This window comes from Streptomyces diastaticus subsp. diastaticus (genome assembly GCF_011170125.1).
Taxonomy (GTDB): Bacteria; Actinomycetota; Actinomycetes; order Streptomycetales; family Streptomycetaceae; genus Streptomyces; species Streptomyces diastaticus.
Genome location: NZ_BLLN01000003.1, coordinates 283,517 through 296,840, shown reverse-complemented (window position 1 = coordinate 296,840; position 13,324 = coordinate 283,517). Strand labels below are relative to the sequence as shown.

Here is a 13,324-nt window from a genome sequence, read left to right as displayed (position 1 = left end):
GCCCGGCCCGGGCGCCCGACCCCGCCCGCCGGTGGTGGCGCGCCTTGACGCTCGACCCTCTGACCTGTGGAGACAAGCCCTGTGAGCCCGACCAATCGCACCGTGGTCGTCACCGGTATCGGCGCGACCACCCCGCTGGGTGGCGACGCCGCATCGACCTGGGAAGGTCTGATCGCGGGCCGCTCCGGCGTCCGTCCGCTGGAGGACGAACGCTACGCGGACCTGCCGGTCCGGATCGCCGCGCGGATCGCGGTGGAGCCGGCCGAGGTCCTGCCGCGCCCGCTGGCGCGCAAGCTCGACCGCTCGGCGCAGTTCGCGCTGATCGCCGCCCGTGAAGCCTGGGCCGACGCCGGTTACACGGCGATGGCGGGCGAGGACGAGCGGATCAGCCCGGAGCGCCTCGGCACGGTCATCGCCTCCGGCATCGGCGGCGTCACCACGCTCCTGGACCAGTACGACGTGCTGAAGGAGAAGGGCGCCCGGCGCGTCTCCCCGCACACCGTGCCCATGCTGATGCCGAACAGCCCCTCGGCCAACGTCGGCCTGGAGGTCAACGCCAGGGCGGGCGTGCACGCCCCGGTCTCCGCATGCGCCTCCGGCGCCGAGGCGATCGGCTACGCGGTGGAGATGATCCGCACCGGCCGCGCCGACGTGGTCGTGGCGGGCGGCACGGAGGCGGCCATCCACCCGCTGCCGGTGGTCGCGTTCGCCAACATGATGGCGATGTCGAAGAACAACGACGAGCCCGAGAAGGCGTCGCGCCCCTACGACACCGCACGGGACGGCTTCGTCCTCGGCGAGGGCGCGGGCGTCGTCGTCCTGGAGTCGGCCGAGCACGCGGCCGCCCGTGGGGCCGGCGTCTACTGCGAGGTGCTGGGCCAGGGCCTGTCGGCCGACAGCCACCACATCGCGCAGCCCGAGCCGACCGGCCGGGGCATCGCGACGGCGCTCCAGAACCTGCTGGACGACACCGACCTGAAGCCTTCCGAGGTCGTGCACCTGAATGCGCACGCCACCTCGACCCCGCAGGGCGACATCGCCGAGGTGAAGGCGCTGCGCCAGATCCTGGGCGAGGATCTGGAGCACGTGGCGATCTCGGCGACCAAGTCGATGACCGGCCACCTGCTCGGCGGCGCCGGCGGTGTCGAGACGGTCGCCACGGTGCTGGCGCTGAAGCACCGCAAGGCGCCGCCGACGCTCAACGTCGACGACCTGGACCCGGCGATCACCGAATCCGGCGCGGACGTGGTGCGCGGCGAGGCCCGCGCGCTGCCCGAGGGCACCGTCGCCGCGATCAACAACTCGTTCGGCTTCGGCGGCCACAACGTGGTTCTCGCCTTCCGCACGGTCTGACCGGCCCGCGTACGCCGGGCGAAGGGCCCGCCTCCCTCGGGGGAGGCGGGCCCTTCGGTGTTCCGGTCGCGCGCGGCGGCGGGCCGGGAGCGCTCAGACGACCTGGTGGAGCCAGCGGACCGGAGCGCCCTCGCCCGCGTGCCGGAAGGGTTCCAGCTCGTCGTCCCAGGGCTTGCCGAGGAGACGGGCGATCTCGGCCTCCAGGTCGGTCTCGCCGGCCTGGGAGCGGACCAGGGCGGCTCGCAGCCGGTCCTCGGGGATGAGGATGTCGCCGTGGATGCCGGTGACGGCGTGGAAGATGCCGAGGCCGGGGGTGGAGCTGTACCGCTCGCCCTCGGCGCCGGGGCTGGGCTCCGCGGTCGCCTCGAAGCGCAACTGCTGCCAGCCGCGCAGCGCGGAGGCGAGCCGGGAGGCGATGCCCACCTGGCCCTGCCAGGAGAACTCGGCCCTCCAGGTGCCCGGGGCGGCGGGCTGCCTGATCCAGTCGAGGCTGACGCGCACGCCGAGTACACCGGCCACGGCCCACTCGACATGCGGGCACAGCGCGCGCGGTGCGGAGTGCACGTACAGGACTCCACGTGTCGTCACCGGAACCTCCAGTGTGGGACCGAGGGCGCTGTCCCGAGCGGCCTCGCACCCGTGCCGAGCGAATTTCCCAAATGGGACAGATGTGACGTGATGTAACTTAGCGGAACCGGTGGGCCGCGCCGCCCCCGGGGCGTCCGTACGCCACCGGCCGGACTGCCCGGGGCCAAAGCTACCGTGCCGCACGGGTGGCGGGGTGACGTACCGTCGGGCCGGTCGCCCCGGACCCGCCTGCTTTCACCCGGCGGGGCGCGCCCGGCGTACGCCCGGCGCCACCCGCTCGGCCGAGCGGCGTTCCGGCGGCCGGGTGACGGCCGGCCCGCGCGGGTGGGCCGGCCGGGGGCACCTGGCACCGGACCGGCGGAGCGCAGCGCGCGCCGGGGTCCGTGCCGCGCGACGATGGCGGCCCCGGAGCCGTGCCGCAGGTACCGGGGGCCCTGTGACGGTTCTCGCGGCGGGGCGCGGAACCGCGCCGGACCGCGGAACCGTTGACCGGGTGGGGCTCCCGCCCGAGGGCGGGCACGGGACGGCAGGCGGAAGGAGGCGTGATGGGTGAGCGGGACGTGCGGGGGCGCAGGGCGCGAGCCGGGACCGCGGCCGTCCTCGCGCTGCTCCTCGGGGCGGTGCTGCCCGCCTGCCAGAGCGCGCCGTCCTCACAGGACAGTGACGAGCTGGCCGCGCCCCGGGCCAGGGAGCAGACGGGGTGGGACACCCGTCCGGCCTCGCTGGCGGCGGTCGGGGACTCGATCACGCGGGGGTTCGACGCCTGCTCGGTGCTGGCCGACTGCCCGGAGGCCTCGTGGGCCACGGGCAGCGATCCGGGAGTGCGCTCACTGGCGCTGCGGCTGCTCGGGGAGCGGGGCGCGGTGGAGCGGAGCTGGAACCACGCGGTCTCGGGGGCACGCGCGGCCGACCTCCCGGCGCAGGTGGAGCGGGCGGTGCAGGACCGGCCGGAGCTGCTGACGGTGATGGTCGGCGCCAACGACGCGTGCCGGTCCTCCACCCGCCACATGACCAAGGTGGCCGACTTCCGGAAGTCGGTGGAGGAGGCGATGGAGATTCTGCGCGCCGAGCTTCCCCGCACCCAGGTGTACATGGCGAGCGTGCCGGACCTGAAGCGGCTCTGGTCGGAGGGGCGCACCAGCGAGCTGGGCAAACAGGTGTGGGCGCTGGGCATCTGCCGGTCGATGCTGTCGGAGCCGGACGCGGTCGACAGGAAATCGGTGAAGCGCCGGGCCAAGGTGCACAAGCGGGTCAAGGCGTACAACAGGGTGCTGGCGCAGGTGTGCGCCCAGGACCGGCTCTGCCGGACGGACGGCGGGGCGGTGTTCGACTTCCGCTTCACCGGGACGCAGCTCTCGCCGTGGGACTGGTTCCACCCCAGCAGGAACGGCCAGGCGCACATCGCGCGCATCGCCTACCGGGCGGTGACGGCGAAGGGCTGAGCCCGGCGGCCCGGGCCGCCGGGCGTCTCCCCGGGCCGCCGGGCCGGTCAGTCCTCCCGGAGGGGCAGGGCCAGGCGCGGGTCGGCCGCGGAGCGGGCGGCGCGCAGTTCGTAGTGGCCCGGCCGGCGGACCCAGCCGCCCGTCGACTCGTCCCAGGTCTCGAAGGCGCGGTCGGGCAGGTCGACGGTGACCTCGGTGGCTTCGCCGGGCGAGGCCTCGGCGAGGGCGAACCCGGCGAGGCGCTGGGCGGGCCGCTCGGGCTCGCCGGCCTCGGTGGTGGCGACGACCACCACCGCCGTCTCCGTCTGCCGGGCGGCTTCGGCGATCAACTCGTCCGGATCACGCTGGGGCAGCAGGTGGACGAGGGAGACGCTGACGCCCTCCAGGGGCGCGTCGGGCAGGCGGGTGCGGACGTACTCCAGGCTGATGTCGACGGGGGTGCCGGCGGTCAGCTCGGCGGTGGCGCGTTCGGTGGGGGCGCCGAAGAACGCCTCGAAGGGGTCGCGGCCCTCGCCGAGGCCCTGCGTTCCGGACCAGAGTTCGCGGCCGCCGACGGTCAGGCGGAAGGCGCCGAGGCCGCGGGTGCCGAAGGTGTGGCGGCCGGACTCGGGCGGGGTGTAGCTGCCGGTGATCTCGATGCTGTGCAGGGTGTCGTGGGTGACGCCCTCGGGCAGGTCGCTGCCGACCCACTGGTCGGCGCTCCGCCGGGGACGGGCGCGGTGCCGAGGACGGTGCCCTGGGCGTCGCGGCAGACGGCTGTCAGGGCGAAGCCCTGGGTGGCCGGGCCGATCTCGTGCTGCGGGTCGGCGCCGAACGGCCTGTTCCCCCGAGAGCGGCACACAGGCCCTCCAGCGGAGAGGTGATGTGCGGCGGGAAGACGGTGGCCGAGCCGCCGCCGAGGGCGCGGGCCTCGCGGGCGGCGGCCCCGCCGCTGGTGGCGGTGTGGGACAGGCCCCAGTACCCGTGGCTGCTGGTCCCGGAGGCGGTCGACTGACGGTGGCCTTCCGCGACCTCCTCGTGCTGCTCGGCGAGGAACCGGCTTCCCGAGGAGGGGTGTTGCGGCCGGTCAGCGCTCGGCCGGGGCGTCGGCCGGGGGCTTCGCCAGGCCGGCGGGGGCGGCCTGGCCGGTGTCGGGGGCGGCGTCCCCGGTGGGGGCGGTCGGCTCGCCGAGCAGGTCGCGGGAGAGCAGCGTGGCCCCGGCGACGGCACCGGGCATCAGGAAGACGGCGACGAGGGGGATCACGTAGGCCAGGGCCAGTGGAACCCCGAAGCCCCATGCCAGGGTTCGGCGGGAGCGGAGCAGGGCGAGCCGTTCGCGCAGGTCGACGTCGCGCCGGGCGAGGGCGACGGAGGCGAGTTCCTCGGTGAGGAAGAAGCCCGTGACGAAGAAGCCGACGACGGGGATGGCGGTCTGGCCGACGACCGGGACGAAGCCGAGCGCGAAGAGCAGCACGCCCCAGATCGCGGCGCGGACCAGGATGCGCAGGCTGTCGCGGGTGGAGACCCACAGGTCGTACCAGAAGGAGCGGCCCGAGGTGGGGACGTTGCCGTCCACGGAGGCGTCGACGCGCTCGGAGACCGCGTCGTAGAAGGGGGATCCGACGAGCAGGGTGACCGAGGTGAAGGTGATCACCGCGAGCATCAGGCCCAGCGCGAAGAGGACCGCGGTGAGGAAGCCGCGGAAGAGGCCGAGCCACGGGGAGCCCCAGCCGTCGGCGAAGGGGGTGGCCCAGGCGATCAGGTCGTCGGCGCCGAAAGCGAGCGCGACCAGCGCCGCCGCGTACACGACCAGGGTGATCAGGCCGGGCAGCAGCCCCAGCCCGAAGGTCTTGCCATGAGACAGCGCCCAGCGCTGGCCGCTCATCAAGTACCGGAAACCGACGCCGAGATCACCCATGCGGGAACCTTACCGGCCCACCCGGACCGCGTGCGCGGGGCGGGTGGGCCGGCGACGGTGAGGGGCTCAGGCGACGGTGAGGGTCACCTTGATGTTGCCGCGGGTGGCGTTGGAGTACGGGCAGACCTCGTGGGCCTTGGCGACGAGCTCCTCGGCGGTGGCGCGGTCGACGTTCGGGATCGCGGTGACCAGCTCGACCTCCAGGCCGAAGCCGCCCGCCTCGGTCTTGCCGATGCCGACCTGCGCGGTGACGGTCGAGCCGGAGATGTCGGCCTTCGCGGCCCGGGCCACGACACCCAGCGCGCCCTGGAAGCAGGCGCTGTAACCGGCGGCGAAGAGCTGCTCCGGGTTGGTGCCGGCGCCGCTCCCGCCCATCTCCTTGGGCGGGTTGACGACGACGTCGAGCTTGCCGTCGTCGGTGGCCACCCGGCCGTCGCGCCCGTTCTCGGCGGTGGCGACGGCGGTGTAGGCGACGGATATCTGCTGGACGGACATACGTGTTCCTCCTGATTGTTCCGCCGGAGCTCGCGCCCACGACCCCGGCGGGCCGTGCACGAGCCTAGACGAGGGAGTCGTTCAGCGGGACAGATCGATGATCATCTTGCCGGTGTTCTCGCCCCGGAGCATGCCGAGGAAGCCCTCCACGCCGTTGTCGATGCCCTCGACGAAGGTCTCGTTGTACTTCAGCTCGCCCGAGCGGACCCAGGCGGAGACCTCGTCGACGAACTGCGGCTGGAGGTCGCTGTGGTCGCCGACGATGAAGCCCTGGAGCCGCAGCCGCTTGCCGATGGCGAGGGCGATGTTGCGCGGACCGGTGGCGGCACCGGTGTCGTTGTACTGGGCGATGGCGCCGCAGAGCGCCACCCGGCCGAACTGGTTGAGGCGGCCGATGGCGGCCTCCAGGTGGTCGCCGCCGACGTTGTCGAAGTAGACGTCGATGCCGTCGGGCGCGGCCTCCTTGAGCTGCTCGGCGACGGGGCCGTTCTTGTAGTTGAAGGCGGCGTCGAAGCCGTACTCCTGCGTCAGGAGCCGGACCTTCTCGTCGGAGCCGGCCGAGCCGATGACCCGGGAGGCGCCCTTGAGCCGGGCGATCTGGCCGACCTCGCTGCCGACGGCACCGGCCGCACCGGAGACGAAGACGGCGTCGCCCGGCTTGAACGAGGCGACGTCGAGCAGGCCCGCGTACGCCGTGAGGCCCGGCATGCCGAGGACGCCGAGGTAGGCGCTGAGGGGAGCCAGCGAGCCGTCGACCTTCTTGGCGTGCTTGGCGGGGAGGCCGGCGTACTCGCGCCAGCCCAGGCCGTGCAGGACGTGGTCGCCGACGGCGAAGCCCTCGGCCTCGGAGGCGATGACCTCGCCGACCGCGCCGCCGTCCATGGGGGCGTCCAGCGGGAACGGGGGGACGTACGACTTGACGTCGTTCATCCGGCCCCGCATGTACGGGTCGACCGAGAAGTACAGGTTGCGGACGAGGATGCGGCCCGCCGTGGGGGCCTCGACCGGGACCTCGCGGAGGGCGAAGTCCTCGGGGGTGGGCCAGCCGTCGGGGCGGGCGACGAGGTGCCATGCGCGGCCGGACGAGGGAAGTGCGGTCATGCGGTGTCTCCTCCTAATGTTTCATGAGGTGAAACAACAATGCGTCTGAATATTTCATGTTGTCAAGCAACCGGCTATCCTGGGGCGCATGGCCACCCGCACGGACCCCTTGACCCTCGAAGTCGTCGAGCTGATCGGCGCCGTCGTGGCGCGGTACCACGAGGAGTACGACCGGGCCGCCGCCGAGCAGGCGCTGACCGGGGCGCAGGCGCGTGTACTGGGGCTGCTGTCCATCGAGGCGCTGCCCATGCGGCAGATCGCCCGCCGGCTCAAGTGCGAGCCGTCCAACGTCACCGGGATCGTGGACCGGCTCGCCCTGCGGGGGCTGGTCGAGCGGCGGGCCGATCCCGGGGACCGGAGGATCAAGGTGGCCGCTCTGACCGCGGAGGGGCGGGAGGTCGCCCGGGTACTGCGCGACTCCCTGGACTTCGCCCGGGAGCCGCTGGCCGGGTTCTCCCGCGAGGAGCGGGAGGCCCTTCGGGGGATGTTGCGGAGGATGGCCGGGGAGTGAGCCCTGTCGGGCCCGGGGCCGGGCACCGCCCTGCGGGCGGCCGGGCCGTTTCGTGGCCGTGGTGCGGAGGGCTCCGGGGTGGCCTCGAACGCCGGCCGGGCTCGGTGGTGGGCTCAGGGCCGCCCGGTGTGACCGTTCGGGACGCCTCAAGCGCCGGCCGGGCTGACGGAGGGGCGGCCGCGTTCCCGGCATGGCCGTTCAGGTGGCATCGAACGCCGGCCGGGCTTCCGCAGTGGCCGCCGGGCCGACGGCGGGGCTGTGGGGAAGCGACCGCGCCGGAGGACAGCCGAAGCAGAGGCACCGGCCGGGCCGGGGGCATCCCGGGCCGGAGACGGCGACCGGGCCGGAAGGACGGTCGGGGCGGTGGTGTGGCCGTGAGGCGGCGGGAGAGCGGGAGCGGGCGGGGCACGAGGACGGGGCCGGGCGGGGGCGGTGGTGGAGTCCACCTGGGGGCTGCTCCAGCAGGTGACGGCGACGGCGGGCACGGAGGCGGGCTGACCCCTGACGCGCCGGAGCCTGAACGGACAGACGGGCGGATGTCCCCTTGATCAGGTGGTCGTGCCACGAGAGATCGCGTGGGCACGTCACGAAGCACCATGCTCGCGTTCAGCGACCGATGAGGTGGGCACCGCCACCGCGATCGGCTCGGCCGCCTTGTGCGGAGCCCGTGTGCCACGTTCCCGAACGCCCTGTCCCCGGCCGTGCGAACACCGAGCAGATCCTTCTCACGAACCTGCTCACCGACGTCCTCGCCGGTCTGGTCCACTGCGTCGGCCGGCCGGTGCGGCACCTGTCGGAAGCGCGCGGCGGACGTCGGGGCCGGGCAGGTACGGCGCCGCCCCCTCTCGTCCCACGGGGAGGCGGCGCCGTCGCCGTGTGCGGGTCAGGGCTGCGGGTCGCGGGCGTCGTAGCGGGAGAACCCGCGCCAGCGCAGGCCGAGCACGGTGACGGCGAGGACGCAGAGGAGGCCGCCGCCGGTGACCGCGACCGTCGGGGAGGCGAGGTCGCCGACGGTGCCGGCGAGGAAGTCGCCGAGGCGCGGGCCGCCCGCGACGACCACGATGAAGACGCCCTGGAGCCGCCCGCGCATCGCGTCCGGGGTGGCCGCCTGGAGCATGGTCGAGCGGAAGACCATGGAGATGGCGTCCGCAGCCCCCGCCAGGGCCAGGAAGAACAGGCCGAGCCGGAGGTCGCGGGTGAGGCCGAAGACCGCCACGGCCAGCCCCCAGCCGCCGACCGACAGCAGGATCGCCACCCCGTGCCGGTGGACGCGCCCCAGCCAGCCGGAGAAGACACTGCCGAGCAGGGCGCCCACGGCGGGGGCGGCCACCAGCAGTCCGGCCGTCGTCGCGTCGCCGCCGTACCAGACCACCGCGACGGCGGGGAAGAGGGCACGGGGGTGGGCGAGGACCATGGCGCACAGGTCGGTGAAGAAGGTCATGCGGATGTTGGGCCGGGTCGCGAGGAACCGCAGGCCGTCGATGACCGAGGCCCGCCCGCGGCTGCCGTCCTCCCGCTGCGGGCGCATCGCCGGGAGCCGCCACATCGCGTAGAGGGCGGCGGTGAAGGCGACGGCGTCGATGAGGTACGCCGCCTGGTAGCCCCACAGGCCGACCAGCAGGCCGCCGAGCATCGGCCCGGTCATGGTGCCGAAGGTGGTGGTCATGGAGTTGAGCGCGTTGGCGGCGGGCAGCTGCTCGGCGGGCAGCAGCCGCGGGATCATCGAGGAGCGGGCCGGGGCGTTCAGCGCCGCGCAGACCGCCTGGAGCGAGACGATCGCGTAGAGGAACCACACCTGGTGGAAGCCGGCGAGCGCGGCCACGGCGAGCGCGACGGCCAGCAGCCAGGAGCCGGTGGAGCTGGCGAGGCCCAGCAGGCGGCGGTCGACGGTGTCGGCGACGGCCCCGCCGTACAGACCGAAGACGACCAGGGGCACCAGGGAGAAGAGACCGACCAGGCCGACCGAGAAGCTGGAGTGGGTGAGGTCGTAGACCTGGAGGGAGACGGCGAGGGCGGTCATGCCCTGGCCGACCCAGGAGATGGTGTTGCCGATCCACAGCCGCCGGAAGTCGGCCGAGGTGCGCAGAGGTGTCAGGTCTGCGAGCAGACGGCGCCGGGGCGGGGCGGCCACGGGGTCGCGGGGTGGGGGAAGTATCGCTTGCGCGTCGTCCGGGGCCGGGGGCTCGTCCTGCGAGGTCTCACTGTGCACAGGAGCGGATGCTAACGCGTCACCTCGGCCCGGCGGGCCGAGCGGGTCCGAGGCGGTACGCGCTCGCCCGGCCACCCGCGCGGACCCTTCCGGCGGGCGGGGCGCGGCCGGTGGCCGCAGGATGCGAGGAGAGCCGCCCGTACCGGGCTCGTTTCCGTCACCGCACTCGGGAGGACCTGCCGTGACCGCCAGTCTGGAGCAGTTGCGCCGCTGCCACTTCGCCGTCGACCTGGGGGCCGCGCGGACCCGGGTCTTCCTCAAGGGCGAGGGCGTCGTCGTCGACGAACCGAGCGCGGCGGCGGTCAACACGCGCACCGGCGCGCTCATCGCGGTCGGCACGCTGGCCGAGCAGATGACCGGCCGCACCCCCGGCTACATCCGGGTGGTCCGTCCGGTGAGCGGCGGCACCGTCGTCGACATCGACATGGCGAAGCGGATGCTCCGCCACCTCCTCGGCGACAAGGTGCGCCGTGCGCTGCGCCGCAAGCCGCGCCTGCGGGCCGCCGCCTGCACGCCGTACGACGCGGACCCGCTGGCCCAGCGGGCGACGGTCGAGACGCTGGTGGGGGTCGGGGCGCGCCGGGTGGAGCTGGTCGACACGCTGATCGCCGCCGCCGTGGGGTGCGGGCTGCCCGTGGAGCGGCCCGAGGCCAGCATGATCCTGGTCTGCGGTGCCGCCACCACGCAGATCGCGGTCCTCTCGCTGGGCTCGATCGTGACGGCCGAGCGCGTCCCGGTCGGCGGCAACGCCATCGACCACTCCGTCGTCTCCTACCTGCGCCACCACCACGAACTGATGCTGCCGAGCCAGTCGGTGCGCCCGCTCCACCTGGCGCTGCGCGGCGGCGACCTGGCCACGGGGGGCACCGGCACCACGGAGATCCACGGCCGGGACGTCGCCACCGGGCTCGCCCGGTCGGTGGAGGTGGACACGGCGGGGCTCCGCGGCGCCATCGACATCCCGCTCACCGGCGTCCTCGACGGCATCGGCAAGGTGCTGCGCGACTGCCCGCCCGATCTCGTCGCGGACCTGGCCGAGCGCGGGATCATGATGGTCGGCGGCAGCGCCCTGACGCCCGGGCTCGACCAGATGATCCGGGAGGCGACCGGGGTGCCGGTGCAGGTGGCCGAGCGCCCCGACATCGCCTCGGTGACCGGGCTCGGCGCGATGCTCGACGGTCAGGTCGAGCCGGTGGTGCTCGACTCGCTCTCCGTCTCCGCCTGAGGCCGGGCCACCGGGCACGAGCGCGCCCCCGGCGACCGCGTGCGCGTCGGCGCGCGGCCGTCTCCTCAGCCTCACCCGCCGGCCTCCCTCACCCACCGAACCTCCCTCACCCACCGGGCCGGGGCGGGCGCCCCGCCCGCCCCGGCCCGTCCGACGGCCGCCCCGGCCGCCCCACTCCCTTCCCCCCGCCCTGTGGAGGCACCCCCATGAGCCCGTTCCCCGAAGGCGCGCCCTGCTGGGCCGACGCGATGTTCCCCGACCTGGCGGCCGCACGTGACTTCTACGGCCAGGTCCTCGGCTGGACCTTCGACGATCTCGGCGAGGAGTACGGCCGGTACACGATGGCGATGGTCGACGGGAAGCCCGTCGCCGCCGTCATGCCGGTCATGCCCGGCCCCGACGCGGCGGCCCGGTGGAACCTCTACCTCGCCACCTCGGACGCGGCCGCCGTGACCGGCCGGGTGGCGGGGCTGGGCGGCACGGTGGCGATGGGCCCCGAGGACGTCGGCGGCTTCGGCGTCACCTCCTCGCTGCGCGACCCGGCCGGCACCGCCTTCTCCCTCTGGCAGCCGGGCACCCACCCGGGCTTCGGACTGACCGGGGCGCCGGGCGCGTACGCCTGGGCGGAGGTCCTCACCCGGGACGCGGCCGCGACCGACGGGTTCTTCCCCGCGCTGTTCGGCTACGAGGTGGGGGTGATGGAGGACCCGGGGACGGACTTCCGGGTCTGGAGCGCGGAGGGACGCCCGGTGCTGGGCCGGATGGCCATGACCGACGACTTCCCGCCGGAGGTCCCCTCCCATGTCGACGTCTACTTCTCCGTGCCCGACTGCGACGCGGCGGTCGGGACGGTGGTCCGCCTGGGCGGGCAGGTCCGGCACGGGCCGGTCACCACGCCCTTCGGACGGTTCGCCGCCGTCTCGGACCAGCAGGGCGCGGCCTTCTCCGTCATCGACACCAGCACCGCCGAGGGCGAGATGCCGGCCATGACCTGAGCGGCGGGCGGCGCACGCCGGAGGCCGGGCCCCTCTTGTGGGGCCCGGCCTCCGGGCGGTCGCGCCGCGGTGCGGCAGGAGTGCGGGTCAGCCGCCGGCGCCGCCGCTGCCGAAACCACCGCTGTGGCCCGGGGTGTGCTTGGGCCGGCCGCCCTCGGGAGGTTCCGCCCGGTGGCTGCTGACCCCCTTCAGTTCGTTGGGCAGCAGGCGGCTGCCGTCGGTGGGGAACTCGCCCTGGTCGTCCTCGCGGAAGTCCTCCTCGTGCGTCGGCCGGTCGGGCTTGTGCGGCTGCGATTCGGGGCTCGGTGGTTCCGACTCCTCCGCGCGCGTCTTGATGCCCTTGCGGACCACCCAGATGAGCATGCCCACCACGGCCACGGCCAGCACGGCGAGCCCGATGCCGAGCACCCACCCGGCGGCTCCCGACGACTCGGCCGCTCGTACGACCTGGGCCTCGGTCATTGCGTACATCTGCGCGCCTCCTGCCGCTGGGCGGTCGGTCGGTGCGGCGACCGCGACCGGGCTGTCCGCCCAGCACTCACCGCCGTCCGACATGTCTCGTTCTCCACGGTACGCCCCGAATTCTGCGGGCGCCCCGCGAAAGATCCCTCACCCCCCGCATGACCGCTGCGGAGCCAGTCATTCCCGCGTTCCCGCCGGGCGGGCCGGTCCGCGAGGGGGAGCGGGCGCGGGCCGGTGGACGCGACCTTCAGGGGTACCCGCTCCTCTACGCCAAGTGGTGGACCCGACGGATCGGCCCGAAAGTGGTCAGGAGGTCCGGCCGCGCCCACCGCTGCCCCGACCAGGACGGAGTCACCCCCATGACCAGTGCTCCCGCTCCCCCGCTCGCCCCGGTGTTCGCCCCTGCCGGGGTCTACGCGCCGCAGCACGACACCGCTCTGCTGACGCGGGCCGTCACCGCCGAGCGACCGGGCCCCGGCACCGAGGTGCTCGACCTCGGGACCGGCAGCGGCGCCGTCGCCCTGCACGCGGCCCGCACCGGCGCCCGGGTCACCGCCGTCGACATCTCCTGGACCGCCGTGCTCACCGCCCGGATCAACGCCGCCCGGGCCGGCTGCCGGGTGCGGGTCCACCGCGGCGACCTGACGACGCCCGTCACCGGCCGCACCTTCGACCTGGTGGTCAGCAACCCGCCGTACGTGCCCGCGCCCCAGGAAACGCTCCCCGCCTCGGGGCCGGCCCGCGCCTGGGACGCCGGGCCCGACGGCCGCGCCCTGCTGGACCGGATCTGCGCCGATGCCCCGGCCGCGCTGCGGCCCGGCGGCACGCTGCTGCTGGTGCACTCCGCGCTCTGCGGCACCGAGACGACCCTGCGGCGGCTGGCCGGCGCCGGGATGCGGGCCGAGGTCCGCGACCGGGCCCGCATCCCGTACGGGCCGGTCCTGAACAGCCGCCGGGAGTGGCTGGTGCGGCAGGGGCTGGCCGACGGCAGCCCGTGGGAGGAACTGGTGATCATCCGTGCCGTCCACGCCTGACCGCCCCACCCG

General features: G+C 74.6%; 13 protein-coding genes and 1 pseudogene. 7 read left to right on the top strand and 7 right to left on the bottom strand.

Annotated elements, in window-relative coordinates; genetic code table 11:
• Positions 1-81: 81 nt before the first annotated feature.
• Positions 82-1,353 (top strand): beta-ketoacyl-[acyl-carrier-protein] synthase family protein, encoded by a 1,272-nt coding sequence (locus tag Sdia_RS09770; RefSeq protein WP_100452859.1) that lies wholly within the window; start codon positions 82-84, stop codon positions 1,351-1,353.
• 93 nt (positions 1,354-1,446) lie between these two features.
• Here Sdia_RS09770 and Sdia_RS09765 read toward each other — a convergent pair whose 3' ends face one another.
• Positions 1,447-1,941: a DUF3145 domain-containing protein gene (locus tag Sdia_RS09765; RefSeq protein WP_100452858.1), complete on the bottom strand. Its 495-nt coding sequence runs from the start codon at positions 1,939-1,941 to the stop codon at positions 1,447-1,449.
• A gap of 545 nt (positions 1,942-2,486) precedes the next feature.
• On the opposite strand from Sdia_RS09765, the gene Sdia_RS09760 reads away from it, so the two are divergent.
• On the top strand, positions 2,487-3,383 hold the full coding sequence (locus Sdia_RS09760; RefSeq protein WP_115068693.1) for an SGNH/GDSL hydrolase family protein: 897 nt from the start codon (positions 2,487-2,489) through the stop codon (positions 3,381-3,383).
• A gap of 47 nt (positions 3,384-3,430) precedes the next feature.
• Here Sdia_RS09760 and Sdia_RS09755 read toward each other — a convergent pair.
• Positions 3,431-4,310: pseudogene (locus Sdia_RS09755) on the bottom strand (fibronectin type III-like domain-contianing protein); the annotation flags it as partial.
• Between Sdia_RS09755 and Sdia_RS30005 the strand changes: the two are divergent.
• Entirely contained in the window at positions 4,246-4,377 is a 132-nt protein-coding gene (locus Sdia_RS30005) for a hypothetical protein (protein ID WP_258057275.1), read from the top strand. The pseudogene Sdia_RS09755 and the gene Sdia_RS30005 sit on opposite strands and share 65 nt — an antisense overlap.
• A gap of 72 nt (positions 4,378-4,449) precedes the next feature.
• Here Sdia_RS30005 and Sdia_RS09750 read toward each other — a convergent pair whose 3' ends face one another.
• The 3 genes from Sdia_RS09750 to Sdia_RS09740 form a co-directional block, all read right to left on the bottom strand.
• Complete coding sequence (locus Sdia_RS09750; RefSeq protein ID WP_115068694.1) at positions 4,450-5,280, bottom strand: EI24 domain-containing protein; 831 nt, start codon at positions 5,278-5,280, stop codon at positions 4,450-4,452.
• A 66-nt stretch (positions 5,281-5,346) separates the two neighbouring features.
• Positions 5,347-5,775 (bottom strand): organic hydroperoxide resistance protein, encoded by a 429-nt coding sequence (locus Sdia_RS09745; protein WP_100452855.1) that lies wholly within the window; start codon positions 5,773-5,775, stop codon positions 5,347-5,349.
• Positions 5,776-5,856: 81 nt separating this feature from the next.
• Positions 5,857-6,876, bottom strand: coding sequence for an NADP-dependent oxidoreductase (locus tag Sdia_RS09740; RefSeq protein WP_100452854.1), 1,020 nt, complete (start codon positions 6,874-6,876; stop codon positions 5,857-5,859).
• 88 nt (positions 6,877-6,964) lie between these two features.
• On the opposite strand from Sdia_RS09740, the gene Sdia_RS09735 reads away from it, so the two are divergent.
• Complete coding sequence (locus Sdia_RS09735) at positions 6,965-7,387, top strand: MarR family winged helix-turn-helix transcriptional regulator (protein ID WP_100452853.1); 423 nt, start codon at positions 6,965-6,967, stop codon at positions 7,385-7,387.
• An 883-nt stretch (positions 7,388-8,270) separates the two neighbouring features.
• On the opposite strand, the gene Sdia_RS09730 is transcribed toward Sdia_RS09735, so the two are convergent.
• Entirely contained in the window at positions 8,271-9,542 is a 1,272-nt protein-coding gene (locus Sdia_RS09730; protein WP_185393734.1) for an MFS transporter, read from the bottom strand.
• Between the two features lie 235 nt (positions 9,543-9,777).
• On the opposite strand from Sdia_RS09730, the gene Sdia_RS09725 reads away from it, so the two are divergent.
• Both Sdia_RS09725 and Sdia_RS09720 read left to right on the top strand, forming a co-directional pair.
• A complete protein-coding gene (locus tag Sdia_RS09725; RefSeq protein WP_100452851.1) occupies positions 9,778-10,821 on the top strand; it encodes a rod shape-determining protein in 1,044 nt (347 codons plus the stop codon).
• A gap of 206 nt (positions 10,822-11,027) precedes the next feature.
• A complete protein-coding gene (locus tag Sdia_RS09720; RefSeq protein ID WP_115069937.1) occupies positions 11,028-11,816 on the top strand; it encodes a VOC family protein in 789 nt (262 codons plus the stop codon).
• Between the two features lie 87 nt (positions 11,817-11,903).
• On the opposite strand, the gene Sdia_RS09715 is transcribed toward Sdia_RS09720, so the two are convergent.
• Positions 11,904-12,287, bottom strand: coding sequence for a DUF6479 family protein (locus Sdia_RS09715; protein WP_100452849.1), 384 nt, complete (start codon positions 12,285-12,287; stop codon positions 11,904-11,906).
• Positions 12,288-12,637: 350 nt separating this feature from the next.
• Between Sdia_RS09715 and Sdia_RS09710 the strand changes: the two genes are divergently transcribed.
• Complete coding sequence (locus Sdia_RS09710) at positions 12,638-13,312, top strand: HemK2/MTQ2 family protein methyltransferase (RefSeq protein WP_100452848.1); 675 nt, start codon at positions 12,638-12,640, stop codon at positions 13,310-13,312.
• The last annotated feature ends 12 nt before the right edge of the window (positions 13,313-13,324 follow it).